25 protein-coding genes are annotated in these 25,810 nt (G+C 35.4%); 21 read left to right on the forward strand and 4 right to left on the reverse strand.

The annotated features are described in order from the left end of the window. Positions 1-414 precede the first annotated feature (414 nt). From ppdK to ACVWNY_RS16915, 4 genes are all read left to right on the forward strand, one after another. The gene (gene ppdK / locus ACVWNY_RS16900) at positions 415-3,042 is read left to right on the forward strand and encodes a pyruvate, phosphate dikinase (protein ID WP_454072028.1); all 2,628 of its coding nucleotides are present in this window, start codon (positions 415-417) and stop codon (positions 3,040-3,042) included. A gap of 582 nt (positions 3,043-3,624) precedes the next feature. Beyond that, the gene (pepV, locus tag ACVWNY_RS16905; RefSeq protein ID WP_438720683.1) at positions 3,625-5,037 is read left to right on the forward strand and encodes a dipeptidase PepV; all 1,413 of its coding nucleotides are present in this window, start codon (positions 3,625-3,627) and stop codon (positions 5,035-5,037) included. An 87-nt stretch (positions 5,038-5,124) separates the two neighbouring features. Next, entirely contained in the window at positions 5,125-7,053 is a 1,929-nt protein-coding gene (locus ACVWNY_RS16910) for an OPT/YSL family transporter (protein ID WP_218325760.1), read from the forward strand. Next, positions 7,046-7,414 carry a PqqD family protein gene (locus ACVWNY_RS16915; protein WP_218325761.1) on the forward strand — a complete coding sequence of 123 codons (369 nt, stop codon included), beginning with the start codon at positions 7,046-7,048 and terminating at the stop codon, positions 7,412-7,414. The genes ACVWNY_RS16910 and ACVWNY_RS16915 overlap by 8 nt, the downstream gene beginning before the upstream one ends. 50 nt (positions 7,415-7,464) lie before the next feature. On the opposite strand, the gene ACVWNY_RS16920 is transcribed toward ACVWNY_RS16915, so the two are convergent. After that, positions 7,465-7,986: an HdeD family acid-resistance protein gene (locus ACVWNY_RS16920; protein WP_218325762.1), complete on the reverse strand. Its 522-nt coding sequence runs from the start codon at positions 7,984-7,986 to the stop codon at positions 7,465-7,467. Positions 7,987-8,514: 528 nt separating this feature from the next. Here ACVWNY_RS16920 and ACVWNY_RS16925 point away from each other — a divergent pair. Both ACVWNY_RS16925 and ACVWNY_RS16930 read left to right on the forward strand, forming a co-directional pair. After that, positions 8,515-8,985, forward strand: coding sequence for a hypothetical protein (locus ACVWNY_RS16925; protein WP_454072029.1), 471 nt, complete (start codon positions 8,515-8,517; stop codon positions 8,983-8,985). 28 nt (positions 8,986-9,013) lie between these two features. After that, on the forward strand, positions 9,014-9,253 hold the full coding sequence (locus tag ACVWNY_RS16930; protein WP_218325764.1) for a hypothetical protein: 240 nt from the start codon (positions 9,014-9,016) through the stop codon (positions 9,251-9,253). Positions 9,254-9,297: 44 nt separating this feature from the next. Here ACVWNY_RS16930 and ACVWNY_RS16935 read toward each other — a convergent pair whose 3' ends face one another. Next, positions 9,298-9,513 (reverse strand): hypothetical protein, encoded by a 216-nt coding sequence (locus ACVWNY_RS16935; RefSeq protein WP_218325765.1) that lies wholly within the window; start codon positions 9,511-9,513, stop codon positions 9,298-9,300. 187 nt (positions 9,514-9,700) lie between these two features. Continuing rightward, the gene (locus ACVWNY_RS16940; protein WP_454072030.1) at positions 9,701-11,425 is read right to left on the reverse strand and encodes a Na/Pi cotransporter family protein; all 1,725 of its coding nucleotides are present in this window, start codon (positions 11,423-11,425) and stop codon (positions 9,701-9,703) included. Positions 11,426-11,629: 204 nt separating this feature from the next. Between ACVWNY_RS16940 and ACVWNY_RS16945 the strand changes: the two genes are divergently transcribed. The 15 genes from ACVWNY_RS16945 (at position 11,630) to ACVWNY_RS17015 (ending at position 25,309) form a co-directional block, all read left to right on the forward strand. After that, complete coding sequence (locus tag ACVWNY_RS16945) at positions 11,630-11,947, forward strand: DsrE family protein (RefSeq protein ID WP_218325767.1); 318 nt, start codon at positions 11,630-11,632, stop codon at positions 11,945-11,947. Beyond that, positions 11,941-12,459 (forward strand): GNAT family N-acetyltransferase, encoded by a 519-nt coding sequence (locus ACVWNY_RS16950; protein WP_454072031.1) that lies wholly within the window; start codon positions 11,941-11,943, stop codon positions 12,457-12,459. The genes ACVWNY_RS16945 and ACVWNY_RS16950 overlap by 7 nt, the downstream gene beginning before the upstream one ends. Positions 12,460-12,512: 53 nt before the next feature. Then, positions 12,513-13,202: a response regulator transcription factor gene (locus ACVWNY_RS16955; protein WP_218325769.1), complete on the forward strand. Its 690-nt coding sequence runs from the start codon at positions 12,513-12,515 to the stop codon at positions 13,200-13,202. Further along, positions 13,195-14,214 (forward strand): sensor histidine kinase, encoded by a 1,020-nt coding sequence (locus ACVWNY_RS16960; RefSeq protein ID WP_454072032.1) that lies wholly within the window; start codon positions 13,195-13,197, stop codon positions 14,212-14,214. Before ACVWNY_RS16955 ends, ACVWNY_RS16960 begins: the two co-directional genes overlap by 8 nt. Positions 14,215-14,314: 100 nt before the next feature. Then, on the forward strand, positions 14,315-15,073 hold the full coding sequence (locus ACVWNY_RS16965; RefSeq protein WP_454072033.1) for an ABC transporter ATP-binding protein: 759 nt from the start codon (positions 14,315-14,317) through the stop codon (positions 15,071-15,073). Between the two features lie 2 nt (positions 15,074-15,075). Next, entirely contained in the window at positions 15,076-17,079 is a 2,004-nt protein-coding gene (locus tag ACVWNY_RS16970) for an FtsX-like permease family protein (protein ID WP_454072034.1), read from the forward strand. 125 nt (positions 17,080-17,204) lie between these two features. Further along, positions 17,205-18,164, forward strand: coding sequence for a DUF4097 family beta strand repeat-containing protein (locus ACVWNY_RS16975; protein WP_454072035.1), 960 nt, complete (start codon positions 17,205-17,207; stop codon positions 18,162-18,164). A gap of 14 nt (positions 18,165-18,178) precedes the next feature. Beyond that, positions 18,179-18,841 (forward strand): TetR/AcrR family transcriptional regulator, encoded by a 663-nt coding sequence (locus tag ACVWNY_RS16980; protein WP_218325774.1) that lies wholly within the window; start codon positions 18,179-18,181, stop codon positions 18,839-18,841. Positions 18,842-18,919: 78 nt separating this feature from the next. Next, entirely contained in the window at positions 18,920-19,564 is a 645-nt protein-coding gene (locus ACVWNY_RS16985) for a putative ABC transporter permease (RefSeq protein WP_218325775.1), read from the forward strand. Between the two features lie 3 nt (positions 19,565-19,567). Then, positions 19,568-20,212 carry a PAQR family membrane homeostasis protein TrhA gene (gene trhA / locus ACVWNY_RS16990; RefSeq protein ID WP_454072036.1) on the forward strand — a complete coding sequence of 215 codons (645 nt, stop codon included), beginning with the start codon at positions 19,568-19,570 and terminating at the stop codon, positions 20,210-20,212. Between the two features lie 464 nt (positions 20,213-20,676). Then, on the forward strand, positions 20,677-21,369 hold the full coding sequence (locus ACVWNY_RS16995) for a DUF969 domain-containing protein (RefSeq protein WP_218325777.1): 693 nt from the start codon (positions 20,677-20,679) through the stop codon (positions 21,367-21,369). Then, positions 21,370-22,314, forward strand: coding sequence for a DUF979 domain-containing protein (locus ACVWNY_RS17000; RefSeq protein WP_218325778.1), 945 nt, complete (start codon positions 21,370-21,372; stop codon positions 22,312-22,314). Positions 22,315-22,332: 18 nt separating this feature from the next. Further along, positions 22,333-22,977, forward strand: coding sequence for a pyroglutamyl-peptidase I (pcp, locus tag ACVWNY_RS17005; RefSeq protein WP_454072037.1), 645 nt, complete (start codon positions 22,333-22,335; stop codon positions 22,975-22,977). A gap of 13 nt (positions 22,978-22,990) precedes the next feature. Beyond that, entirely contained in the window at positions 22,991-23,926 is a 936-nt protein-coding gene (locus tag ACVWNY_RS17010; protein WP_454072038.1) for a 5-oxoproline transporter, DUF979 family subunit, read from the forward strand. A gap of 402 nt (positions 23,927-24,328) precedes the next feature. After that, positions 24,329-25,309 carry an aldo/keto reductase gene (locus ACVWNY_RS17015; protein WP_454072039.1) on the forward strand — a complete coding sequence of 327 codons (981 nt, stop codon included), beginning with the start codon at positions 24,329-24,331 and terminating at the stop codon, positions 25,307-25,309. A gap of 41 nt (positions 25,310-25,350) precedes the next feature. On the opposite strand, the gene ACVWNY_RS17020 is transcribed toward ACVWNY_RS17015, so the two are convergent. Continuing rightward, positions 25,351-25,794 (reverse strand): Lrp/AsnC family transcriptional regulator, encoded by a 444-nt coding sequence (locus tag ACVWNY_RS17020; RefSeq protein ID WP_218325781.1) that lies wholly within the window; start codon positions 25,792-25,794, stop codon positions 25,351-25,353. Positions 25,795-25,810: the final 16 nt, after the last annotated feature.

The following is a 25,810-nucleotide window of genomic DNA, read 5'->3' on the forward strand; positions in this document are numbered from 1 at the left end:
TTTTAATTTCATCACTATTTAAACAAATTTGGGAAGGATTGTCAAAAAAAAGATGGACGTAGCCGCTTCCCCAAACAAACTACGCCCTGGAGTGACCCCCGATAAACGAGGTGAAGAAAAATTCTTCTTCACTTATTATAGTAGCATATTTCAAGGAAAAAAGAGGTTTTAAAGCTTCCTAAATGAGAAAAAAATATCATTTTTTTTGAATAAGTCATAAATCTTTTATAAGTATTGAAAAATTAAAGAACAAAAGTTATCTATAAACTTTTATGAATATTGAATTAATCGATTTTCCAAGGGATAAAAGAGATATATATGTGACGTAATAAAATTATTAAACATCTTATTGACTTTATATAATCATCGTATTAAACTGATGTCAGATCAAATAAACAAATAAAGGAGAATTTTATGAAACGCTGGGTTTATTTATTTTCAGAAGGATCAAAGGAACAAAGAGATTTACTAGGAGGCAAAGGCGCCAATCTAGCTGAAATGACTAAATTAGGCTTGCCGGTACCGACTGGCTTTACCGTAACAACGGAAGCATGCTTACATTATTTAAACAATGGTAACGTGTTAACGGATGATATGAAAGATCAAGTAATGGCATCAGTGATGCAGCTAGAAGAAAAAACAGGAAAATCTTTTGGCGATTTCAAGAATCCATTATTGGTTTCAGTACGTAGCGGCTCAAAATTCTCTATGCCTGGGATGATGGACACCGTTTTAAATCTTGGTTTGAATGACGAAACAGTTGAAAGTTTGGCTCGTAATTCCGAAAATGAACGTTTTGCTTATGATTGTTACCGCCGCTTATTACAAATGTTTGGTGATGTGGTAATGGGCATCGATAATAGTAAATTTGAATCACGGATTACTCAGTTGAAACAATCAGAAGGTTTGAATTTTGATAATGAATTAACTGCTAATCATTGGAAACGAATTGTAAGCGAGTACAAACAACTGTATCGGGAAAATTTAGATCGTGATTTCCCGCAAGATCCTGTTGAACAACTTTATTTAGCTATTGAAGCTGTCTTCGGCAGTTGGAATAATAATCGGGCAAAAACATATCGCCGCTTGCATGACATTTCAGATGATTTAGGTACGGCAGTAAATATTCAAGAAATGGTCTTTGGTAACTTTGGTGAAACTTCCGGCACTGGTGTAGTATTTTCTCGCAATCCATCAAATGGTGAGCCGGGATTATTCGGGGAGTATTTAATCAATGCCCAAGGCGAAGATGTGGTGGCAGGTGTGCGCACGCCAAAACCAATCCAAGTTTTAGCTGAAGATATGCCAGAACAATTTGAACAACTAGATACAATTTGTAAAAATCTCGAAAAACATTATAAAGATATGCAGGATGTCGAGTTTACGATTGAGCGGGGTAAATTATTTATTTTACAAACCCGCAGTGGAAAGCGAACTTCTAAAGCACAATTGACGATTATTCTAGACTTATTTAATGAAGGAATAATCGATGAAGAAACCTTGGTACAACGAATTGAAGCTAAAGATCTAGAAGCAGCTTTGCATCCTAGCTTTGATGTAAAAGCATTAAAAAATCGGGTTCATTTCTTATCTGGTTTGGCAGCAAGTCCTGGTGCAGCAGTCGGCGCGGCTTACTTTACAGCTGAAGCAGCTACTGAAGCTAAGGACCGCGGTGAAAGAGTTATTTTGGTGCGAGAAGAAACTTCACCAGAAGACATTGAAGGAATTGCAGTCGCTGAAGCGGTTGTTACTAGTCGTGGTGGAATGACTTCTCACGCCGCAGTTGTTGCTCGTGGTATGGGGATTTGCTCAGTAGTTGGTTGTGAAGCATTAACAGTTGTTGATGGTGAAAATCGCGGAACTGTTGGTGAAGAAACGATTGAAGAAGGGACCATTCTATCCGTGGATGGGACAGCTGGAAAAATTTATTTCGGTGAAATTCCGATGGAAGAAGTAGCAAATACGGTTGCTTTAGATGATTTACATGAAATTTGGGATCGTCATGCAACCATTAAAGTTCGTGCCAATGCAGAAACACCAAATGATATTGAAACAGCCATGGCCTTAGGCGCGGTGGGCATTGGCTTAGCTAGAACGGAGCACATGTTCTTTGAGAAAACTCGTTTATTGCAGTTCCGTCGCTTGATTTTAGCGGATACTTTGCAAGAACGCCAAGAAGTTTTAAAAGAATTAAAAGAAGTCCAAAAACAAGATTTCAAATTTATGTATCAAGCGGGAGCTGGTAAATCAGAAAATGTTCGTTTACTGGATCCACCATTGCATGAATTTTTACCGAAAACAACTGAAGAATGTCGTGAAGTGGCCAAAGCTTTAGGTAAAACTTTAAATGAAGTGAAACGTAAATCGGATAACTTATCTGAAACAAATCCAATGTTAGGTTTCCGTGGATTACGTCTTGGAGTGGCTTACCCAGAAATTTATCAAATGCAAGGAGAAGCAATTATCGAAGCTGCTTATGAAGTCATGGCAGAGCAAGGATTTGAAATAAAACCAGAAATCATGATTCCATTTACAATTGATGCGACAGAATTTGCGACTGTCCGTCATTCAATTGAAGAAGCAGTACAAAAAGTCATGGCAGAAAAACAATTGCCGTTAGATTATCAAATCGGTACGATGATTGAAATCCCGCGGGCTTGCTTTGTGGCTGATGAAATTGCTAAACATGCTGATTTCTTCAGCTTTGGTACCAATGACTTAACTCAAATGGTTCTAGGTTTGTCCCGTGATGATTCACCAAGAATTGTAACGCAGTACCTAGATGCTGGCATCTTCCAAGATGATCCTTTCCAAGTTATCGACGAAGCAGGTGTGGGTGCGATGATTAAGATTGCGATTGAAAATGGTCGTAAAACCAATCCTAATTTAAAAATTGGTATATGTGGTGAAGCAGCTGCACATCCGAAGTCAATCGAATTTTTAAGTACGCTACCAATTGATTATATTTCTTGCTCGCCATTTAGAATTCCGCAAGCAAAAATGAAATTGGCTCAAGTTCGCGTAGAAGAAACTATCAAATAACAATTGTCAGACAATTCAAATAGCTTGTATAAAAATTGAAAAGTTATTCAAAAAGAGATGGAAGAAATTTTCATCTCTTTTTCTTCGTCTTCTTACGATTATTTAATTATTAGAAGAATTTCACTTTTTAAATGAAAAAATTAGATTTTTTCTCACCAAATCCAGTAAAAAGTAATTTGTAAACGGTGCCAATATCCGATATAATTATAGTTAGGGCGATAACGATGCTAATGAGCAAAAATAGCTCTTTAGTATGCTAGCTTTGGTAACTGAATAGGTTTAATTATCATAAAAATGGGAAATTAAAATTTTTTTATGAGAAATTTGTTATTTTCAGAATGACACAGAAAACGATTTAGCGTATAATGTTTTGCGGAGGAGGTGAACTTTTCTGCGACTTTGGTTAGGAGAAATAACAACGTTTGTTGTATTATAGTCAGTTGCTCATGATTTTTTCATGACTGAGGTGACTAAACAAAATTAATCTTTATTCAGTCAGACTAGCGGTTTGACCCAAGTTTTTTTCTTATGATCTAACAAGTAGCTTAACTTGTTAAATAAATATGGAAGCAGGGATAGACAATGACAATCGATTGGCAAAAAGAAGTAGAAGCACGCAAAGATGATTTACTTCGTGATTTAGGCGACTTAATCAGAATTAATAGTGTGCGAGACGTGGAACATGGAACTAAAGAAGAACCTTTAGGACCTGGACCATCTAAAGCGTTATATGAAATGTTGGATATCGCTAAACGTGATGGTTTTGAAACGAAAAATGTTGCCAATGTAGCAGGACACATTGATTACGGTGAAGGCGATGACATGGTAGGTTTATTAGGTCACGTGGACGTAGTACCAGTTGACGACAATTGGGATACAGATCCTTTCGAACCAGTAATCAAAGATGGTAAATTATACGCTCGTGGTTCTAGCGATGATAAAGGTCCATTAATGGCTTCTTATTATGCTATGAAAATTATTAGAGACTTAAAATTACCAATCTCTAAAAAAATCCGCATCATCATCGGTACAGATGAAGAAAGTGAATGGTATGGTATCCATCGTTATATGGAAACTGAAGAAATGCCTAAATTTGGATTCTCACCAGACGCTAACTTCCCAATTATCAATGGTGAAAAAGGAATTTTATCTTATGTCGTAACATTTGCTGACAAAGCAGCTGACCACGGTGACTTTGATTTAGTAAGCATGAAATCTGGCTTACGTACAAACATGGTACCAGGGGATGCTACTGCTGTTCTTAAAGTGAACGAAGGTAACGTTGCTGACATGAAAGCAGCTTTTGAAAAATTCATTGCTGACAACAGTCTAAAAGGTGAATTTAAAGAAGAAGGCGGAAATGTAACAATCACTGTAATTGGTAAAGGTGCACACGCACAAGAACCTAAATTCGGTGTGAACTCAGCTACTTTCTTAGCAGACTTCTTAAAAGGCTACAAATTAGATTCAAATGGTCAAAACTACATCAACACAATCGCAAATTACATGCACTTAGATTACACAGGTAAAAAATTAGGTGCTTATCACAAACATGATGTAATGGGTGAATCTACTGCATCAGCGAACTTATTTGATTACACAAACGACGGTGTGAAAAACATTACTATTAATGTCCGCCATCCAGAAGGTATCACTAAAGATGAAATCATGGACAACATGGTAGGAATCTTAAAAGATGCTGATGTATCAATTGAAATCGTTGGCGATATTAAAACACCTCATTATGTACCAGGTGACGATCCATTAGTTCAAACACTATTAGCTGTTTACGAAGATCACACTGGTGAAAAAGGACATGAAATGACAATTGGTGGCGGTACTTACGGCCGAATCCTAGAACGTGGTGTTGCTTATGGCGCAATGTTCCCTGGTGAAGAAAACGTAATGCACCAACCAAATGAATATATGCCGATTGATAGTTTATTAAAAGCGACAGCGATCTATGCGGATGCTATTTATCGTTTAGCTAAATAAAAAGGGAGTTCTGTGTGGAGTCCTTTTTTCAGGGCTCCTCACTTTTTAAATGAAAAAAGGTAGGGTATGAAAGAAGGGATAGGTAAAATGAAAAAATTGTCAAAAGGTGCATATGGCGGTGTCGCTGGTAAGGATTATGTACCATACGTAGAAGAAAAGCCTAAAAAGGCTGGTTCTACCATCATCTTAATTTTAGGGATTTTATTAGCTGCTTTATTTGCCGCTTCAACTGCTTACTCAGGGATGAAAGCCGGTTTAACAGTAGCAGCAGGGATTCCAGGTGCAATTATTGGTTCAGGTCTAGTGGCCGTATTAGTAAAACCTAGAACAATCCTAGGAAAGAACTTATTACAATTAATGTCAAGTGGTGGTGAATCTGTAGCCTCTGGTATGATCTTCGTATTACCTGCCGTAGTTTTAGTCGGTGGTAAAATCAACTTTATCCAAGGTGTCGGTTTAGGTGTCGGCGCAGTATTACTTGGTGTTGGTGTGTTCTCATTAGTTCAAGAATACATGTTAGTTGAAGAACATGGTAAATTGGTCTATCCAGAAGCAATGGCGATTTCTGAAACGTTAGTTGCCTCAGATACTGGTGGCGATTCTCTTAAATATATGGGAATAGGTTTTGGTATCGGTGGGGTAATTACTGCTTTAACTGGTTCTGTATTTGGTATTATGAATAACGTTATTGGTTATACAAATGAACAATTCTACAAATGGAATTTCCAAATGGAAGTTAATCCACTGTTAGCTGGTATTGGTTTCATCGTAGGGATGGACGTATCTTTACTAATGTTTGCTGGTTCAATCTTAGCTAACTTTGCAATTGCGCCATTATTAGGTTATTTCATGGGTATGGCTGGTCCTGGTGCATTTACTTGGGACAACGCAAGTCAATTATTAAGTGCAGCTGACTTTTCAGTAATCTCTGGTTCTTATGTACGTTACATCGGAGCTGGTATGATGATTTCTGGTGGTTTAATTGGTGCAATTAAATTAATTCCGACTATTGTAACTTCAATTTCTGCAACTTTAAAAGGTCGCAAATCTGAAGGTGCTGAAGCAAATGAAGGCGGCGGCGGAATCTTACCATTATTAATTGGTGCAGTTGTTGCAATCGTAATGGGCTTCGTTATTACTGGAAGCATTTCAATGGCACTTATTGGTGGTATTTTATCAATTATCTTAAGTTTACTATTCGTTATCGTAGCCGGACGTTTAACTGGTACAATCGGTACATCTAACTTACCGGTATCAGGTATGACAATCGCGTCAATGGTTATCTTAACTTTAGTATTCGTAGTAATGGGCTGGACTTCAGCTGAAAATACGCAACAATTACTATTATTTGGTACCTTTATCGTGTTGGCAATCTCTGTTGGTGGTGGTTACTCACAATCACAAAAAGTTACTTTCGTTATGGGTGGTAACTTAAATGAAGGTCGTCGCTACTTCATGATCGCTGGTATCGTGGGTGTTGTTATCGTTACTGGTATGATGGTAATCTTAACACCTCAATTAGCTATTACAGGTGCGAACCCACCATTTGGTTTGCCACAAGCGAACTTAATGGCAACATTAACTTCAGGTATTATTTCAGGTAGCTTACCATGGCACATGGTTATCGCTGGTATCGCAATGGGTATCGTATTAACATTGATGAAAGTTCCAGTAATGACATTTGCGATTGGTTTTTACTTACCAATTTCTACGACTTCAATCATTTTAGTTGGGGCATTAATCCGTGTATTAATCGAACGATTAAACAAAAAAGAAGCTGTCGAAGTCGGCGAAGAAAGAATTACTTTGGGTGTCAGCTTATCATCTGGTTTAATCGCTGGTGGTTCAATCATCGGTTTAATCGGAATTATCTTACAAGTAACTGGTATTGTTACTCCAGGAACACCAACTGGTTTCTTAGGTGGTAATGGTGCAGGTGTCCTTATCTTGATCGTCTTAGTAATTGCGATTATCGTTCCATTATTAAGCGTAAAGAAAGTGAAAAGTAATGACTAATCAGCAACCTGCTGTGAATGAAGAAACAGCTCGTTTGCTGCAAAGAGTTTATCGTATCAAAGATCCAATTCATTATGAAGTTCGGGATGGCGTGGTTTTTATCATTAAAGAAAATAATGCCAAAATCCAAAAAGTCTTACGGAAAATTCGCTATAAGATTCCAAAAACATCTGAGATGGAATTGGATGAATATGGTAGTTTCATTTTTCAACAAATTGATGGCGTTAGAACAGTTGGTGAAATTGCTGAATTGCTAGGGGATGCAATCGAAGAAGCAAATAACCAATTGTATGATCGTCTGATCATTTATATGCATCATTTAGAGAAAAATGAGAAATATATTGAATTGGTAAAGAAATAAGAAAAAAAGGCCGTTCTAGCCAAAGCTAGAACGGCCTTTTTGCGGTTCAGTTAGAATGCTGCAATTAAAAAGTCGATTCCTGAAATCATAAAATAAAAACCAACTAAAAATGAAATCGTAAGTGCTGAAGCAGCGGCATTGAATAATAGCATGAAGCCTAAGACAACCCCTAAAATATTGATAATTATTTTAAACCAATAATAACCAGTACTCATTTCCTTAACCGCCCCAGCCATCAATAATTCTCCAAGAGAATCAATAATGAACCATGCAGCAAAGACATAAGGTAAAGCAATAATTCCAGCAGTTGTGTTAAACAGTAGGAAAATGCCCAAAATGACATCAATAATACCTAAAACTAATAACCAAGTCGCTTTTTGACCAGTAAATCTTGCCAAACGACGACGTAAGCCAATTTGAAAAATCCCTTCTAAAATGGCTGAAATAGCGAATAAGAAAACAATTGCTAAAAGACTACTCAAAGGGTTTTTAAAAACCATTAATGAAGTCAAAATAAACAAAATTCCTAACAGAAACTCTCCCCAATTAAATTTGCGTTGATTTGCTACCATAATAAATCATTCCTTTCCATTTCCATAAAATAAGTGTAGCCCTAAAAAAGAATTCTGGAAAATATAAACCATTGAAATGAAAATTAAATGAGAGATAAACTAAAAAAACAGTGTCTAAACAAGATTTAATAAATCTAAAAAAATTACTGATAAATGAATAATTATTAAGGAGAAAAAGTATATTTAGCTAGCTAATAAAATCCTATTATTTATAACTATTTAAAAAATATTTCGTAATGTTTCATATGTGAGAAACAAAAAGTCTTAAAACTAAATATTCATGGTATTTTCGGATATCCATCTCTTTATGTACTAAAAGAGTTCTTATTTAAAATGTGGATAACTCTATTCACTAGAGTGTCTTTTAAGGAAGATAATTGAGATAAAGTAATTACTATTTTATTTTCAGGAGTTTTAGGATTTGCAGCAGGTGCCTCAGCGGTCGAAACTCCTGATAATCCAAGCGCGGGTTCAAAAACCGTAATTGACCAATCAGATACAACGGTTGAAGTTGAAGGAACTTTAGGAATGGATAATACTGATCCTACAGCTCCAATCCCAGAAGATGATATAAAATGGGTGAATGTGACTGTTCCAATGAAAACAATTTTCTACAGTGTGGGTAGTTCAACTAGTGTCTCATCTCCAACTTATACAATTAAAAATAATTCTGGTCGACCTGTAACAGTTACAGTAAATAGTTTCGCAACACAATCATCAGGAGATATTACTGCTGTAACAAGTCTAGATGTTGCTCTAAATGTAACAAATGGTCCGACAGTGAACGTTATCACTGATGGTGGAGCTAGTATTGTAACACCGACTGATCTAGGTGAATTAGCAAATAGCGAAGGCAAATTAAATGAAGCTGATGCTGAAGATTCGGAATCACAAGAATTAACTTTTGGATATTCAGGTAGTTTTACTGCAGGTGACGTAACAAGTACAATTACTGAAACTTACGATCTTGGATTGAAATTTGCACCAACTGCATGGTAATTAGCATTTTTTAAGAGGGGGCAACAAGATGGATAGCCAAATTGAAGTTCATGGCACATTGGGCGTTGCACCAACTGAAGAAAAGTTACCTGTGACGAATGTGAGTAAACCAACGCGTACATTCCAAGAGGTAAAAGTTTATCAAGGTTCGCTACCAAAAACCAATCAATTACCAGAAAGCAGTTTATTGTTTTTAGGCGTAATTTTGTGTTTGATAGCGATTGTGCTAGGAAAACTTAAAAAAATTCAGCAGAAACCAATTTGCTGAAAGATTGAAAAAGATCGTTCACAAAATTTTGTGAACGATCTTTTTTAGTTAAGTGATTGATTTGCTGAAGAGTGTAATTGACGATAGTATTTAATAGTTCTTCCAAAGAAATCATTATGGAACTCGTCAAATGATTTGAAAGAAGTAGGATATTGATTACGCTGGTCACGCCACATTTTTAAGGCATCCGTTTTTAACTTATTGTGTAATTCTTTTTCGGAAATGATTTTGCTGCTGTTATTGTTTATAAATAATTTCATTAATAATAACCCCTTTGACATTTTTTCTAACTTTTATTATACATTTTCATACTGGAAAATAAAAGTTATATAACATGTCATATCTTAAGTTTTTTGATTATTATTATATCAATAAAAGAATTTGTCGATGATATTATTAATTTATAAAAATAATTCAACTACATTTTTATTTGAATTACACTCGTTATTATATAGAATCGTTTTGATAATTAAAATTGGTAGTATCATATTTGAAGTTATATTTATTGCCTAAAATATATTTTGCAACATGCAGGCTACGATCACTGGATCTTTCTAAGTTGGAGCTGATATCAATCAATAATACCCCATCGGCTGCACGACCTTGGCCGGTATTCATTAGCTTGACATATTTTTCGCGTAATAAGTCAACAATCTGATTAATTTCTTGCTCTCGTTGTAACATTTTTTGTGCCAATTCAGTGTCATCATTTCGTAAAACAGCTAAAGCATCGCGAATATTTTTCGCTACTTTTTCAAATAATTGAGTCAAATCTTCATCTAATAAAAGATAGGTTTCACGATTATTGTTGCTAGTTTTTTTCGCACGTTTTTCTTTTTGCCGCTGTTGAGTTTCTAATTCGATCGATTCAGCTAAGTCTTGAATAATATTTTTACAGTGATCGCCCATTCGCTCAAAATCTTTGGAAAATTCTAGTAGCATCGCTTGTTTTTGACTTTCTAGTGGAGAAAGGGAAGCCGTTGAAATTTTGGCTAAATAATCGGTTAAGGCGACATCGTAATGGTTAATGGCATCCTCGTACTGCATCACGTCTTCGTAGTATTCATCTTTATTTAAACGATAGTATTTGTGAGCGCCTTCCAAAGCTTGGAGGACATAGCTGCCCATTTGTAAAATTTCTGCGGTAGCTTGTTCAATCGCCATAGCTGGAGCAGTTTGAATCAGTTGCTCGTTTAAAGTAACTGTTCGAATATTTAAATTTTTCTCGGTACCTGGGACTATTTTTTTCACTAATTTTTCAATCTGTGGAATAAATTTAAACTGTAGTAATAAGTTGGAGATATTAAATAAACCGTGAGCAAAGGCAATTTGCATCGCTGGGTTTAGATTTAATTGACTGGTTATCGCCATCACCACTTGAGTAAAAGGTGCCAATAATAAGGTGAATATAATGGCGCCAACTAAATTAAAAAAGACATGTGAGGCAGCTGTACGCTTAGCAGCGACACTAGCACCTAACGCAGCAATTACTGCGGTAATCGTTGTTCCAATATTATCACCAAATAAAATCGGTAAAGCGGCAGCTAAATTTAAACTACCTTGCATATAAAGCTGCTGCAAGATCCCGATGGTAGCACTGGAACTTTGCAAAACCATGGTTAAAAGGGTTCCAATTAAGACACCTAAAACAGGATAGTCAGCGACATTTAGCATTAATTGATGGAATTGTGGTAAGTCTTTTAAAGGAGCCATACTATTTCCCATTAATTCTAAACCGAAAAATAATGCCCCAAAGCCAAATAATACTTGACCAATATTTTGAAAATTTTTCCCTCGAGTAAAAAATAAAAGTAAGGCTCCAACACCGATAATTGGTAAAGAATAGGCACCTAAATCAAAACCAATAATAAAGGCGGTGACGGTTGTACCGACATTGGCGCCCATAATGACGCCAATCGCTTGTTTTAAGCTCATAAAGCCGGCGCTGACTAATCCAACTGCTAAAACGGTTGTACCAGAACTACTTTGAATTAACCCGGTTACGATGATTCCTGCTAACACAGCTCGTAGTGGAGTAGAAGTAAAGCGGTTCAAAATTTCTCTCAGACGATTACCAGCAGCTTTTTGTAAACCATCCCCTAAATATTTAATCCCGAATAAGAAAATTCCTAATCCCCCGAGAAAAGTAAAAAACATCTCTTGATATGACATGATTACCTCCATTTAAAAACGTTCTATCTATAAAATAATAAAAATCGGAGCAAAATGAAAGCCTTTTATTAAAAATAATTTTGTGAATTTTTTGTTGTTTTGACTTGAGAATTATTTATTAAAGAATGTTTTGAAATCTTGCTGGTTTTCTTATATCATTAAAGTAAGAAATGAGATAACGTAAATTGATCGGAGGAGATTTTAATGAAAGTCGTTTTTCATGTTGATGAGTTAGAGAAATTGAGACAGGCCCGCCACAGTATCGAAAGTTTACTATTAGATGAACCAAAATGCCAAGTTATTTTAGTGATTAATGGAGAAGCTATTCAAGGCTATTTGTTGCCAAAAATGACAAAATTTATTAAAGAGTATCCGAATGTAGAATTTCATGCATGTCACAAATCAATGCGCGGTTTCCAAGTTCGAACCAAACAATTATCTGAAAAAATTAAAGTTGTACCAGCTGGCATTACTGATTTGGTTCGTTTGCAGGCTGAAGGTGCCCACTATATCAAATGTTAAGTAGTCCAAGATTAAGTTATCGCGAATTTACTGATAATGATTTCGATAAGCTAAAAGAAATTTTGCAAAATCCAGTGTTAATGCTACTAGGTTGGCAAAAAACTTTTGATGATGCGGGCGTTATCATCTGGTTAAAAAAGATTCAAGCGCAATATCGAGATTTTGGTTCCAGCTATTTTTTAATTGAGGAAAAAGAATCTGGAGAGTTTGTAGGAATGATTGGTGTGCTACCAATAGATTTATTCGAACAGCAGCAAATCGAAATGGCGTATCTCATTAAGCCGGAATTTCAAGGTCGAGGTTATGCATTTGAAGCAGCTCAAGCGGCGGAATCATTTATTTTTCAAAAACTGCAGGCTGAGGAATATATTGCACAGTTTGTGGCAGAAAATATTTCTTCAAAAAGAATCGCTGAAAAGTTAGGAATGCATTTTTGGCGAAGCTATGATCGGACAGATCAAGCGGAAACTCGTAAACATCTAATTTATCGTAAAACTGTAGGGCAAAAATAAATCATCTGTTGATTATTTTTGCCCTATTAATTTTTTATAAGTAAGGAGAATATATGGTACACAATAAGATTTTGATTGTAGAAGATGATCAAAAAATCAGCCAAATTATTCAATCAGAGTTGAAAAAGTGGAATTATCAAGTGCAAGGAATTACTGATTTCCAAAATGTTTTACAAGAATTTGCAGCTTTCCAACCTGATCTGGTGTTATTAGATATCTCGTTACCGTATTTCAATGGCTATCACTGGTGTCAGGAAATCCGTAAAACATCTACAGTACCAGTTATCTTCCTGTCTTCAGCAAATGATAAAATGAATATGCTGATGGCGATGAATATGGGCGGCGATGATTTTATCGGAAAACCAGTTGATTTAGAATTATTGACAGCAAAAATTCAAGCAACTTTTCGACGGGCTTATCAGTTTAACGAAACACCACAAGAAATGGTTTATAAAGCAGTAAAACTGAATGTACTAACAGGTGAACTTTTTTACAAGGAGCAAATGGTTCGTTTAACGCCGAATGAAACAAAAATCGTGGCTATCTTGTTTCAGCATCCTGAACAAGCCGTTTCAAAAGAAACCATCATGGAGAAACTATGGGAAAGTGAAGAATTTATCAGTAAGAATACGTTGACTGTCAATCTGACCCGCTTAAGAAAGAAATTAAGCGCCAGTGGATTACCGGTATTGATTCATACGATAAAAGGGGTCGGTTATATGCTAATGATGTCTGATGATTAGAAAAAATATGTATTTTATGAAGCAGCTTCTGAAAGAAAATGCTGGTGTTATTTGGCTCTATATTTTAGTGGTTGTTTTATTTGCGAGCACTTTTTTTCTTTATGACATTCCGACAAATGTTTATCAAGATGCCATAATTTTTACTTTTCCATTGCTAATCATATTTCTGATAATTCGAGGAATCAAATTAACTAGGAAACATCAAAAATTGCAGCATTTGTTGCAAGAACCGATTTTAAATGATTGGCACAAACAAGAGGAAGAATTTTTAACTATTCTTGAAAGTGACTATCAAGAAATTATTACAAAAGTGACCCGGCAAACCCGAGACATGCAGGAGCAACAAGAAAAACAAGAAAAAGAGTTGATGGATTATTACAGTCTTTGGACCCATCAAATAAAAACACCACTGGCAGCCTTGGATCTAATGATTCAAACCTTTGATCAGCCGCAAAAAAACGCTATGCAAGAAGAAACATTCAAAATTCAGCAATATTTAGAGATGATGCTACAGTATTTGAGAATGCAGTCGATTCAACAAGATTTTCGTTTCGAAGTTATCTCGATTGAAAAAGTAGTTAAAAATGTCGTGAAAAAATATGCTCGCTTTTTCATTCATAAAGATTTAGAAGTAGATCTGACCCAGTTGACTGGTGAAATTATTACTGATGAAAAATGGTTTAGTTTTATCTTGGAGCAAATCATTTTTAATGCGATTAAGTATACTCAAATTGGAAAAATCACGATTTATACACCGGTTGATCGTCTTCAAGAAATCGTCATTAAAGATACCGGACAAGGGATTTTAGCGGAAGATATTCCCCGTGTATTTCAAAGAGGTTTTACCGGATATACCGGTCGACAGAATCAAAAAGCTAGTGGACTTGGTTTATTTATGAGTCAAGAGATTGCCCAAGAACTGGGATTAAACCTGCGTTTAACCTCAAAAGTCGGTGTTGGTACAGAAGTAACTATTGACAGTTCGAAGCTGCAGACCTTTTCTTTAGAGTAAGCTTACAAAAATGTAGGATTGGAGCAATTGATTGTCACTGTTTTTTACCTTTGATCGCCCTTAAACTAAAAGTATCAAGAAAAAGAGAAGGGGCAAACAAATGACATTATTAGAAGTAGAACATTTAAAAAAAGTTTACCAACCTAGACTTAGTAATTTACAAGTAGCAGCCTTGAAAGATATTACATTTACGGTCGACAATGGAGAATACATCGCCATCATGGGAGAATCAGGCTCAGGAAAAAGTACCTTGTTAAATATTTTGGCGACTTTGGACCAAGCTTCTAGTGGTCGCGTACTACTGCAAAAAAAAGATCTAAGTCGGATTCCAGAAGGAGAGCTAGCAAAGTTTAGACGAGAACATTTAGGTTTTGTTTTTCAAGATTTTAATTTACTCGATACCTTTAATGTGAAAGATAATATTTTTCTCCCCTTAGTGTTATCGCGAGTAGCCGTCAAAGAAATGAAAAAGCGGATTGAACCATTAGTGAAAGCCTTACAAATTGAAGAACTATTAAATAAATTTCCTTATGAAATCTCTGGTGGACAAAAACAACGTGTAGCGGTGGCAAGAGCTTTAATTACAAAGCCAGACTTAGTGTTGGCTGATGAACCAACAGGTGCTCTAGATTCCCGCTCGGCAGATGCTTTACTGCAATTATTTGATCAAATCAACCGTCAAGGTCAGACAATTTTGATGGTGACTCATAGTGCCATTGCAGCAAGCCATGCACAACGTGTCTTATTTATTAAAGATGGCCAAATTTTTCATCAGCTTTATCGCGGTGATAATAGTCAAGAGGAATTTGTCACTCGAATTACTGAAACGACGACCGTCCTGTTAACAAAGGAGGTCTAGCGATGTTTTATTTTAAATTAGCTTGGGGAAACTTACGAAAAAACAATACAGTCTACTTGCCATTTTTAGCTTCAATGACTTATTTAGTAATTATGAATTTATTGATGCAAGTGATGGTGAATAATCCTGGAATGCGCTCGATGCCAAGTGCTATGACAGTTCATTCGATGTTTAGTTTTGGTAATGTTGTGATTATTATTTTTTCAATTATCTTCTCCTTTTATACCAATAGTTTTCTGATAAAACGGCGCCAAAAAGAGCTAGGATTATATAACATTTTAGGGATGGACAAAAAATCGTTAAGCTTCATGCTAGCGATTGAGAGCTTGTTGAGCTTGATAGCTGTTCTGCTTGTTGGATTGATTTCAGGAAGTATTATTGCAAAATTTTTATTTTTAGTATTGAAGAAAATGACTGGCTTTGGTGAAGATTTCGTTTTTCATCTTTCGCTATCAATGTTTGTAGTAGTGACGGTATTTTTTGTGGTTTTATTTTTATTATTGCTGGTAACAAATATTCTTCAATTGATGAAAACAAACCCTATTGAATTAATGAAAAAGGGAGAAGCAGGTGAAAAAGAGCCGAAAAGTCATTGGTTCCTCACTTTAATCGGCTTAATTTCTTTAGGCAGTGGTTATTATATTTCTTTAACATTAGAATCACCCATTGCAGCACTTAGCGTCTTTTTTGTAGCAATCATTTTGGTAATCATTGGAACATATTTATTAATGATTACAGCTAGTGTGACAATCTTGAAATTTTTAAGAAATAAGGAAACGCTATATTATCGTCCCAAACCATTTATCAATATTTCTGGAATGATTTATCGAATGAAACAAAATGGCGCTGGCTTGGCAAGTATTTGTATATTATCAACTATGGTATTGGTGACCGTAGCTTCCACAGCTGGCTTATATTATGGTAAAGAAGATATCGTCAAACAGCGTAATCCTAGCGATGTGAGTTTTACTACCCAATTGGTCAATGATCAGGTCCAATCGCAATTAAATCAACTTGCTAAAGAACATCAGCTGAAGGTTGATGATAGTTTGAAAGTGGATACGCCTAATATTAACTTAGTCCAACAAAAGGGAACCCGATTTCAAGTTTTTAATGGTAACGATCAAACGCAAAATGGGTTGGTGGCTTTGAAGATCTGGACTGAAGATGATTATTATCAGATGACTGGAAAAAAAGCAAATTTAACAGAGAATCAGATATTGTTTTATCCAGTTACGGGAGAATATTCAGGAAAAACAATCAGCTTTGGCGATGAAACCTATTCGATAAAAAAACAAATTGAAATTTTAAAGCTACAACCTAAAATAAATGATATTTACAATTCCTATATTTTGTTTGTAAAAAATGCTGAATCTGTCGAAAAGATATACTCGGCTTTGGAAACAATAGGAGCACAGGAACCATTAGCCTATTCAACCGAGGTGATGATGAACGTGTCTGGTAGCCAAAAAAATCAAAAGGAATTCACTGACGGAGTATTTAGTTATCAAGAACAGTTAAATCAAGAACTCTCACAACAAGAATTACCAAGTCCTTCTATGCCATATGCTAGAGCCTCCGAGATAGAAAGAGACCGACAAGAAGCTAATCAATTTACGGGCGGATTTTTATTTATTGGCGTTGTTTTCGGGATTAGTTTTACTGTCGCCGCTGCCTTAATCATCTATTATAAGCAGGTATCTGAAGGTTATAGTGATGCCAACCGTTTTGAAATTATGCAAAAAGTTGGTTTGAGTCACCGAGAAGTCAAACAGACGATTAAAAGCCAAATTTTAATGGTCTTTATTTTGCCAATTCTATTAGCCGTCATTCATTTAACTATCGCCTTGCCGATCATTCGGAAATTATTAATTCTCTTTGGTTTAACCAATAATCAATTGATTACGATTGTAACGGTGATTGTGGTGGCAATATTTACACTATGTTATCTATTCTTTTATTGGCAGACATCAAAAGTTTATTATCGTATCGTGAAAAGAAATTAGTCGCACATTTACCGAAGTGAAAACCGCTTCGGTTTTTTTGCGGATCAAATTGACAAGTGGAAATAATACTTTTATAATATAATTGAATGAATGGTTCAATTAATTTAAGAAAAGAGTTGATCTGAATGAAAAAATTTTTTGTACTGTATCTGACGGGTTTCATGTTGTTTATTTTAACCAGTTGTGGAAAAAAGGCTGAACCAGAATTAGTGAATACTGTTGAGATCAAGCAAGTTGTCAATCAGATCAAAGTGGATTATGACGCAGATGATTTGAAGGTAAAATATCATAATCAACCTTCGATTATTCTAAAAGAATATATGAATGAAGATAATCAAAAGTATTATGCAGAAATTGATTCGAGTCAAAAAAGCGTGAAGATTACTGAAGGTAAACGACCGAAACGGACAAGCTTTAAAGCTTTTATCGAACTAATCTTACCTGAGGAATTTGATCAAGACCTGACGTTGCACACTACTAGCGGAGATATTGATCTGCTAGAAACTAAAAAAGAATTTGATAGCATTTCTTTAGATACAACTAGTGGCGAGATTCAACTGAGAAATAGCCAGGCTAAATCAATCAAGCTAACGACGACTAGTGGGAAACTAATGGCAGAAAAACTGGCTGCAACAGATGAAATGATTGTTGAAAGCACAAGCGGGTCGGTCGAATTTAAAGATATCGCTGCTGAAAACTATCAGATAAAAACGACAAGTGGAGAAACAAGTTTAGAAAATGTAACGGGTAATGTGCATTACACAACCACTAGTGGAAAGTTAAATAGTTCAGACTTAGTCGGTGGCGGCAAATTTGAAGCAACAGGTGGTGGAGATATCCAGTTAGTGTATAAAAAAGTAGAACAAGATATTTCTATGGATGCTAAAAACGGTCAAGTTACTTTAGATTTACCAACAAAAACCAATTATCAGATTAAGATCAATACAAAAAATGGAACAATTGAGAGTGATTCAGAATTTAATTTGAAAGGAAATCAACAAGAAAAAATTGGTGGGACAAAGGACCCAGAATATGTAGTAAAATTGGCTACAAAAAATGGTAACATAGATCTTAAAGGTCACTAAAAGGAGTGAATCAGATGAAAAATCGTTTGGATTTATTTTATGGAGCAGGCAGCCATTTATTTATCAACAAAGGCTATGCCCGCACGCAAATGAAAGACATTGCTCAACAAATCGGTTTGTCAACTGGCATGATTTATCAGTATTTTAAAGGTAAGAATGATTTATTGGATTTTATTATCAAGTGTACGATTGAGCCTAGTTATCTGCACCAAGATTTTGACTATCCGATTCAAGGTCAGTTGTTTGAACATCTAGATCAGGAAATAGATGCTGCTTTTGAAAAAAATGCTGCCGACTTTAATAAAGGCATGGAAAATCCCAATTATACCTTGGTAGAAATGTTTTCTGATGCCTTTGATGTGATTGCAAAATATGGAGTGGGTTGTTTAATTATTGAACATAATTTAGATGATTTACCTAAGTTGGCTGAGTCTTACCGTGATTTTAGAAAGATTTATTTTAAACAAGTTTATCAATATGTTGAACGATTTATTAATGAAGGTCAGATGCGAGAAGTTGAGGATAAACATTACACTACTCGGACAATTATTGAACTATTGGCTTTTTGGGGAATGCATATTATGAACGATGCTTTTGAGCGAGACGAAGCTTTGACCCATGAAAAAGCCAAAAAAATCTGTTTGGACAATCTTATACCTGCTTATAGTAAGAAATAATCTGGATGATTAACTATCCAGATTGTTTTAGCACAATTTTATGAATGAATGGTTCAATTAATTCGTGGAGGTGATAAAATGATGAATAAAAAAATGAAGATACGACAGTTTTTTTGGCTTTTTGTAATTGGTTCGGTAATTGGTTTTTTAATAGAAAACTGTTATAGCTGGATTCTTTTAGGAGACTTGAGTTTTAGAAGAGGCTTAGTTTTAGGACCATTTACGCCAATCTATGGTTTTGGAGCGGTCATATTTACTTTATTTTTAAAACCGTTTCGGCGAGAAAATCCAGTGATTATTTTCTTTTTCTCTAGTTTACTTGGAGGAATTATAGAATTTACAGGTAGTCTAATCGAAGAACTAATTTTAGGAATAAAAATGTGGGATTTCAGTCAACAGCCATTTAATTTAGCTGGTAGAACTAGCTTGATATACATGTTCTTTTGGGGTGTGATTGGAGTATTTTATTTGAAATTTCTGTATCCATTTTTAATCAGACTCATTAATCATTATTTAATCCAACAACGAATGATTTATTTTATATTTGTTGGTTTCTTTATCATGAATTTCACCTTATCAGGATTAGCTATCAACCGTTGGACGGAAAGACAATCTTATCAAAAAAGTGACAATCAAATCGATAAAAAATTGGATCATCGATTCCACGATGATTATTTGACTGAAATTTTTCCCAATTTAGAATTAGCTGAACAGGAGGAGTAGAACATGAAACAACTTTATTGTGATTCGGAAAGTATCACTAGTGGCTTAATTCATTTGTGGGGAACCATGTTGGCGATTGGTGGCACAGTTTTATTAATTTTAAATGCCAAAAGTTCTGAGGCAATCGTAGCTACCTGTATTTACGGGGCTAGTTTAATTGGATTGTTTCTTGCATCGACAATTTTCCACATTTTTTATGTATCAACAAAGATTCATCGCATTTTACAAAAAATCGACCATTCATTCGTATTTTGTTTAATCGCTGGAACGTATACGCCTATATGTTTATTGGTTTTAAATAAAACCATCGGACTAGTATTGTTAGTCAGCATTTGGTCATTGGCACTGGTAGGTATTTTAGGAAAAATCATTTGGTTTCAGCAAAGTAAATGGTTTTCGACGATTATTTATTTGCTAATGGGATGGGGGATTGTTGCATTTAGTGGGCCTTTGATGGATAAACTTCCGAGAGAAGCGATCTTGTTTTTACTTACTGGTGGAATATTTTATACTATTGGTGCAATTATTTATGCGACAAAACCTTTACAGTTTCATTTTAAAGCCTTTGGAAGTCATGAATTATTTCATCTTTTTGTGTTAGCTGGAGCTATTTGTCATTATTATTTGATGTATCAATTCATTATCTAATCTTAGAAAATGAGAGAAGAATCTCTATGTGAGGTTCTTTTTTTGTGTTTAAGACAACAAAAAATATAGTGATCCGTTATTTTAAATACACTTATTTGTAACGAAAAAGGAATCTTACTTAAATCATCTGGTTGTCTCTTTTAAAATATCACATGAAGGGTATGAATAATCTGATAATTATTATATATTCAAATTTTTATTTCTAAAAAACAAAGTATGTTTATAGTAGATAGAATGAATAATTAGTTATTTTCTGCGAAGAACCAATTATCTAACATTAATAAAGAATTTTTTGCCGTACCAATCTAGCAAGCCTTCATCTCAATAAATAGGTAATATAAAAAATGTTATCTATATTTATTCAATAATTATTAATATTAAGCAATTGATTTTAAATTAAACGATTGATATTTTTGTGAAAATGAGCTAAAATCAATCTAATTTATAAGAAGGTAGGGAACAGCTTGGACGGAAATATTTTAAGTTTAATTGGGGTGCTGATTGTTATTGTTGGATTCGCCCTGAGATTAGATTCAATTTTAATTGTAGTTGTGGCTATGATTGTGACGGCACTAGTAAGCGGTTTAGGGATTGAAACGATGCTAGAAACTTTGGGTAGTAGTTTTGTCGCAAACCGAGGGATGGCAATTTTTATTATTATTATGTTGGCAACTGGAACTTTGGAACGTAATGGTTTGAAAGAATCCGCTGCACGAATGATCAAAAAATTCAAACGGGTGAATACAAGTGCTATTTTAATGATTTACGGTGTATTCAGAACTGTTTTTGCGGCCTTTAATGTCAGCTTTGGCGGTGTAGCTGGTTTTGTGCGCCCAATTGTATATCCAATGATGGAAGGTGCAGTTGAATCAAAAGGCTTGCCAGATAATGAAGAATATTTTGAAGACTTAAAAGGGATGTCTTCCGCGATGGAAAATATCACTTGGTTCTTCGGACAAAACTTATTTATTGGTGGTGCCGGAGCGTTGCTGGTACAATCTACTTTGAAAAGCTTAGGCTATGATGTTTCATTGGTTAGATTAATGGTAGTAGAAATCCCAGTTGCATTGGTAGCATTAGTCGTAGCATGTATTTATTTCCATTTTAAAGACAAACGATTAATGAAAAAATACTACGGCGACAAGGGGGTTAAGTAGATGTCATTTTTCTTAGGCTCAGAAGCTTTACTTAGTGAAAAATTATTAGAAATTATTTATATCGTAATGGGACTCATTGCAATTGGGACAGGTATCTATAATTTAATGGACAAAACCAACAAAAATCGCTATGGCTCAGGACTTTTCTGGCTGGCGATGGGGATAGTTATCGGTTTTGGTCGTTTTATTCCTAGTTTATGGACAGGTATTATCATTATTATTATGACAATTCCAGCCATCCTACAAAAAGTAACAAAAGGTAAAAGCAATGCTGCAAGTCGTGAATATATGGAAAAAATGTCTGATAAAATTGGCATGCGAATTTTCATTCCAGCTTTAACCATTGGTTTCGTGGCGATTATTGTGGCATTATTTACCGATTTAGGAGCTTTAGTCGGTGTGGGAATTGGTGTCTTACTATCAATTATTATTTTGATGCTATTTTCTAGAGACAACAAACCATCTGTTTTCTTTAAAGATGCGGTAGATATGTTGGGAACAGTTGGTCCATTATCAATGTTACCAATGCTTCTAGCTTCTCTTGGGGCAATCTTTACAAGCGCTGGAGTTGGTGAAGTGATCTCAAGTGGTGTAAGTAGTGTCGTTCCAGCTGGGAATTTACCGCTAGGAATTACGATTTATGCGATTGGCATGGTGATCTTTACGATGATTATGGGTAATGCTTTTGCGGCGATCACTGTAATGACTGTTGGAATTGGCGCACCTTTTGTTTTAGCTTATGGTGCTGATCCAGCATTAATCGGAATGATTGCTTTATCATGTGGCTTCTGTGGTACTTTAATGACACCAATGGCAGCCAACTTTAATGTCGTACCTGTCGCGATTTTAGAAATGAAAGACAAATATGGCGTTATCAAAAATCAAATTTTCGTTGCGTTATTTATGCTAGTTTTCCAAATTTTTTATATGATTCTATTTAGTTAAGAAGGGAATTGATCTTTAATGAAAGTTTTAGTTACCGGATTCGACCCATTTGGCGGAGAAAAAGTAAATCCTGCCTTTGAAGCAGTAAAATTATTACCGTCAGAAATCGCTGGCGCAGAAATTATCAAATTAGAAGTACCAACAGTTTTTGATGAAAGTGGTGAAAAAGTTGCAGCAGCCATTAAATCAGAACAACCTGATCTCGTAATCTGTGTTGGACAAGCTGGCGGACGAGCTTCTGTTTCATTTGAACGGGTAGCAATTAACTTAAATGAAGCCCGGATTGCAGACAATAAAGGCAATCAACCATTAGGTCAAGCGATTCAAGCAGATGGAAAAAATGCATACTTCACCTCATTACCAATTAAAGCGATGGTTCAAAATGCCAATGATCATGGCTTACCAGCGTACATTTCTTATACTGCCGGCACATTCGTCTGCAACGAAATCATGTACAATTTATTGTATACGATCGAAAAAGAAGGCTTAGGTATCAAAGGCGGATTCATTCACGTACCTTTTGAACCAAGCCAAACAATCGGTAAAGCAGTCGACGTACCATCAATGCCAATTGAAACAATTTCTAAAACAATTGAGTATGGTATTGCAGCAGCGGTTACCAATAAAGATGATATTGAAATCAATCTTGGCACCACACATTAGAAAGTAGTTGCTTATGGAGTTCTTTTTAAATTCAGAAATACCTATGAATGATAAATTATTAGAGCTCATGTTTATTGTGATGGGCCTCTTATGTATTTATCTTGCTTTAAAACATTTAAGAAGCTGGCAAGGATTCGCCAGCTTTGAAGCTTTTTTATTCTGGTTCTTATTGGGTGTGGTTTTGGCAGCGGGACGTTGGTTGCCTAGTTATATAACTGGTATTTTAATTTTGATCATGACCCTACCAGCGATTCAACGGAAAAGTCAGCCTTTTACTGGAGTAGCGAAGAAAATTAAGTTTGATCCCCAACTATTTCAAGGAAATAAGATTTTTATTCCCGCTTTATCCATCGGTACAGTCGCTATTTTGTGTTCTTTTTTCACAGATATTAGTTCGCTGGTCGGCATTGGGATTGGCGTCGTTTTAGCGATGTTCATTTTATTCATTTTTTCGCGGAAAAATACTCCACGGGTCTTCTTACGAGATGGCGCTAATATGTTAGAAACAATTGGCCCGTTGTCGATGTTACCGATGTTGCTAGCCTCGTTGGGAGCCATTTATACCGAAGCTGGTGTTGGCGTAACGATTGCAGAAATCATGCAAAACATGGTGCCAAAAGGAAATGTCTATGCAGGGATGATTTTACTTTCTGTCGGCATGGTAATTTTCACGATGATCATGGGAAATTCTTTTGCTTCGATTACAGTGATGTTAGTAGGAATTGGTTATCCTTTTGTTTTGAGCTATGGCGTAGATCCGGTGATTGGCATGATTGCTTTAAGTATCGGCTCCTGCGGAACGTTAATGACACCAATGGCGGCAAATTTTAACATTGTCCCGGTAAATATCCTAGAGATGAAAGACAAGTATGGCGTGATAAAAAACCAGATTGTGGTGTCATTAGCAATGTTTGTTTGTCAGTTGTTGTATTTGTTTATGTTTATATAGTGAGAAGTCAATTCAATTTAGCTTGAATTGGCTTTTTTGTTGTCTAGTTTAAGAAAATTTGAGATGTTATCCTTAATTAAGATGAAAAAATGACTTTATTATTTTTTTCGAATATTTAAAGAGAGAGTTTATAAATGATTAAATTGTTTTCGATCAAGTATCAAGGTCATTATTATGAATTGCTGCAAATACTTGACGAAATCTAGTAGGATAAAACAAAAGCATCTCTAATGATGCGACAATATGAAGTCAAGAGATCAAAAAGAATAAAAAGCCAAAAGATGATTAGTTCGTCAATGCTGTATTTTCATGCCTTTTAAGCATGTTTGAAAATTTAATAAGTATTGGCATCAAACGAATCTCTCCGTTAAAGTTGAATAAACATTAAAAGGAGAATCTGCGATGGAATATACAAAATTAGGTAATACAGGATTAGATGTCTCACGAATTTGTTTAGGAGCGATGAGTTTTGGTGATCCGGTGAATTGGGTGCATAAATGGGCTTTAGAGGAAGATGAAAGCCGGCCGATAATTAAGAAAGCCTTGGATTTAGGAATTAATTTTTTTGACACAGCCAATGTTTATTCGATTGGTCGCAGTGAAGAAATCTTGGGCGCAGCCTTAAAGGATTACGGTAAACGCGATGAGATTGTTTTAGCGACTAAAGTGCATCAAAAAATGTTTGATGGACCAAACGGTGCAGGACTTTCGCGGAAACATATTATGTCGCAAATTGATCAGAGTTTGGCGCGCTTGCAGACGGATTACGTGGATTTATATATTATTCACCGTTGGGACTATGGCACGCCGATCGAAGAAACGATGGAGGCTTTACATGATTTGGTAAAAGCTGGAAAAGTCCGCCATATTGGTGCTTCAGCGATGCATGCTTTTCAGTTTGAGCAGGCGAATCATGTGGCAGAAAAAAATGGTTGGACTAAGTTTGTCTCGATGCAAAACCATTTGAACTTGATTTATCGTGAAGAAGAACGGGAAATGATTCCTTATTGTGAATCTGAAAATATTGCCTTAACGCCGTATAGTCCGTTAGCTTCTGGTCGTTTAGCACGTAGTCCGCAAGAAACTTCGAAACGTTTAATTACTGACGATGTTGCCCGATCGAAATATGATGAGACGGCAGATAAAGATCAGTTAATTATTGATCGTGTTGGTGAATTGGCTGAAAAATATCAGGTTAGTCGTGTGGAAGTATCTTTGGCGTGGTTATTTAGTAAGCCGACTTTAGCAGCGCCAGTAATTGGAGCGACAAAATTATCCCATGTTGAGACAGCCGTAAAAGCAGTTGATTTAAAATTATCTATTGAAGATATACAATATCTTGAAGAACCTTACGTGCCGCATAAAATTGTTGGCTTTTCTTAAAAAAGTAATCTGTGCATAAATTTTATGCGCAGATTATTTTTTTACATTAAATCAATAATTTTTTTTCCGGCAGTTTCTTCCAAAATAATTGAAGTTGATACTTTGCCGTAATGCATCAGTGCAGCTAGTAATTTTTCTATTTCTACAATCGTTTGAGCGCGTCCCTGTATAATATAGTTTTCTTCGCCAGTCACTGAGTCAAAAGATAGAGTGGGGTTAATTTGTTGTGCCTTTTTTATAAAATCGGTGAAAGAGATGGTTAAATTACTTATTTTTACATAAAAAGGGATACTGTAACCCAATTTGCTATAGTCTATATCAATCGTAAAAGCTCTTAAAATTTTAGCATCTACCATTTTTTCAATTCGGCGTTTGACACTTGGCTCTGACAATTTAACGGCTGTTGAAAGATCTTTGATGCGCATGCGGCTATCAGTCGATAGTAATTTCAAAATTTTTAAATCAGTTTCATCAATCGTCTCCATAAGTTGGCTCCTTCAA

This window comes from Enterococcus sp. JNUCC 77, assembly GCF_054819945.1.

Coding starts and splice junctions, on each gene's coding strand:
- ppdK (WP_454072028.1), top strand. CDS start 415: ATGAAACGCTGGGTTTATTTATTTTCAGAAGGATCAAAGGAACAAAGA.
- pepV (WP_438720683.1), top strand. CDS start 3,625: ATGACAATCGATTGGCAAAAAGAAGTAGAAGCACGCAAAGATGATTTA.
- ACVWNY_RS16910 (WP_218325760.1), top strand. CDS start 5,125: ATGAAAAAATTGTCAAAAGGTGCATATGGCGGTGTCGCTGGTAAGGAT.
- ACVWNY_RS16915 (WP_218325761.1), top strand. CDS start 7,046: ATGACTAATCAGCAACCTGCTGTGAATGAAGAAACAGCTCGTTTGCTG.
- ACVWNY_RS16920 (WP_218325762.1), bottom strand. CDS start 7,986: ATGGTAGCAAATCAACGCAAATTTAATTGGGGAGAGTTTCTGTTAGGA.
- ACVWNY_RS16925 (WP_454072029.1), top strand. CDS start 8,515: ATGGATAATACTGATCCTACAGCTCCAATCCCAGAAGATGATATAAAA.
- ACVWNY_RS16930 (WP_218325764.1), top strand. CDS start 9,014: ATGGATAGCCAAATTGAAGTTCATGGCACATTGGGCGTTGCACCAACT.
- ACVWNY_RS16935 (WP_218325765.1), bottom strand. CDS start 9,513: ATGAAATTATTTATAAACAATAACAGCAGCAAAATCATTTCCGAAAAA.
- ACVWNY_RS16940 (WP_454072030.1), bottom strand. CDS start 11,425: ATGTCATATCAAGAGATGTTTTTTACTTTTCTCGGGGGATTAGGAATT.
- ACVWNY_RS16945 (WP_218325767.1), top strand. CDS start 11,630: ATGAAAGTCGTTTTTCATGTTGATGAGTTAGAGAAATTGAGACAGGCC.
- ACVWNY_RS16950 (WP_454072031.1), top strand. CDS start 11,941: ATGTTAAGTAGTCCAAGATTAAGTTATCGCGAATTTACTGATAATGAT.
- ACVWNY_RS16955 (WP_218325769.1), top strand. CDS start 12,513: ATGGTACACAATAAGATTTTGATTGTAGAAGATGATCAAAAAATCAGC.
- ACVWNY_RS16960 (WP_454072032.1), top strand. CDS start 13,195: ATGATTAGAAAAAATATGTATTTTATGAAGCAGCTTCTGAAAGAAAAT.
- ACVWNY_RS16965 (WP_454072033.1), top strand. CDS start 14,315: ATGACATTATTAGAAGTAGAACATTTAAAAAAAGTTTACCAACCTAGA.
- ACVWNY_RS16970 (WP_454072034.1), top strand. CDS start 15,076: ATGTTTTATTTTAAATTAGCTTGGGGAAACTTACGAAAAAACAATACA.
- ACVWNY_RS16975 (WP_454072035.1), top strand. CDS start 17,205: ATGAAAAAATTTTTTGTACTGTATCTGACGGGTTTCATGTTGTTTATT.
- ACVWNY_RS16980 (WP_218325774.1), top strand. CDS start 18,179: ATGAAAAATCGTTTGGATTTATTTTATGGAGCAGGCAGCCATTTATTT.
- ACVWNY_RS16985 (WP_218325775.1), top strand. CDS start 18,920: ATGATGAATAAAAAAATGAAGATACGACAGTTTTTTTGGCTTTTTGTA.
- trhA (WP_454072036.1), top strand. CDS start 19,568: ATGAAACAACTTTATTGTGATTCGGAAAGTATCACTAGTGGCTTAATT.
- ACVWNY_RS17000 (WP_218325778.1), top strand. CDS start 21,370: ATGTCATTTTTCTTAGGCTCAGAAGCTTTACTTAGTGAAAAATTATTA.
- pcp (WP_454072037.1), top strand. CDS start 22,333: ATGAAAGTTTTAGTTACCGGATTCGACCCATTTGGCGGAGAAAAAGTA.
- ACVWNY_RS17010 (WP_454072038.1), top strand. CDS start 22,991: ATGGAGTTCTTTTTAAATTCAGAAATACCTATGAATGATAAATTATTA.
- ACVWNY_RS17015 (WP_454072039.1), top strand. CDS start 24,329: ATGGAATATACAAAATTAGGTAATACAGGATTAGATGTCTCACGAATT.
- ACVWNY_RS17020 (WP_218325781.1), bottom strand. CDS start 25,794: ATGGAGACGATTGATGAAACTGATTTAAAAATTTTGAAATTACTATCG.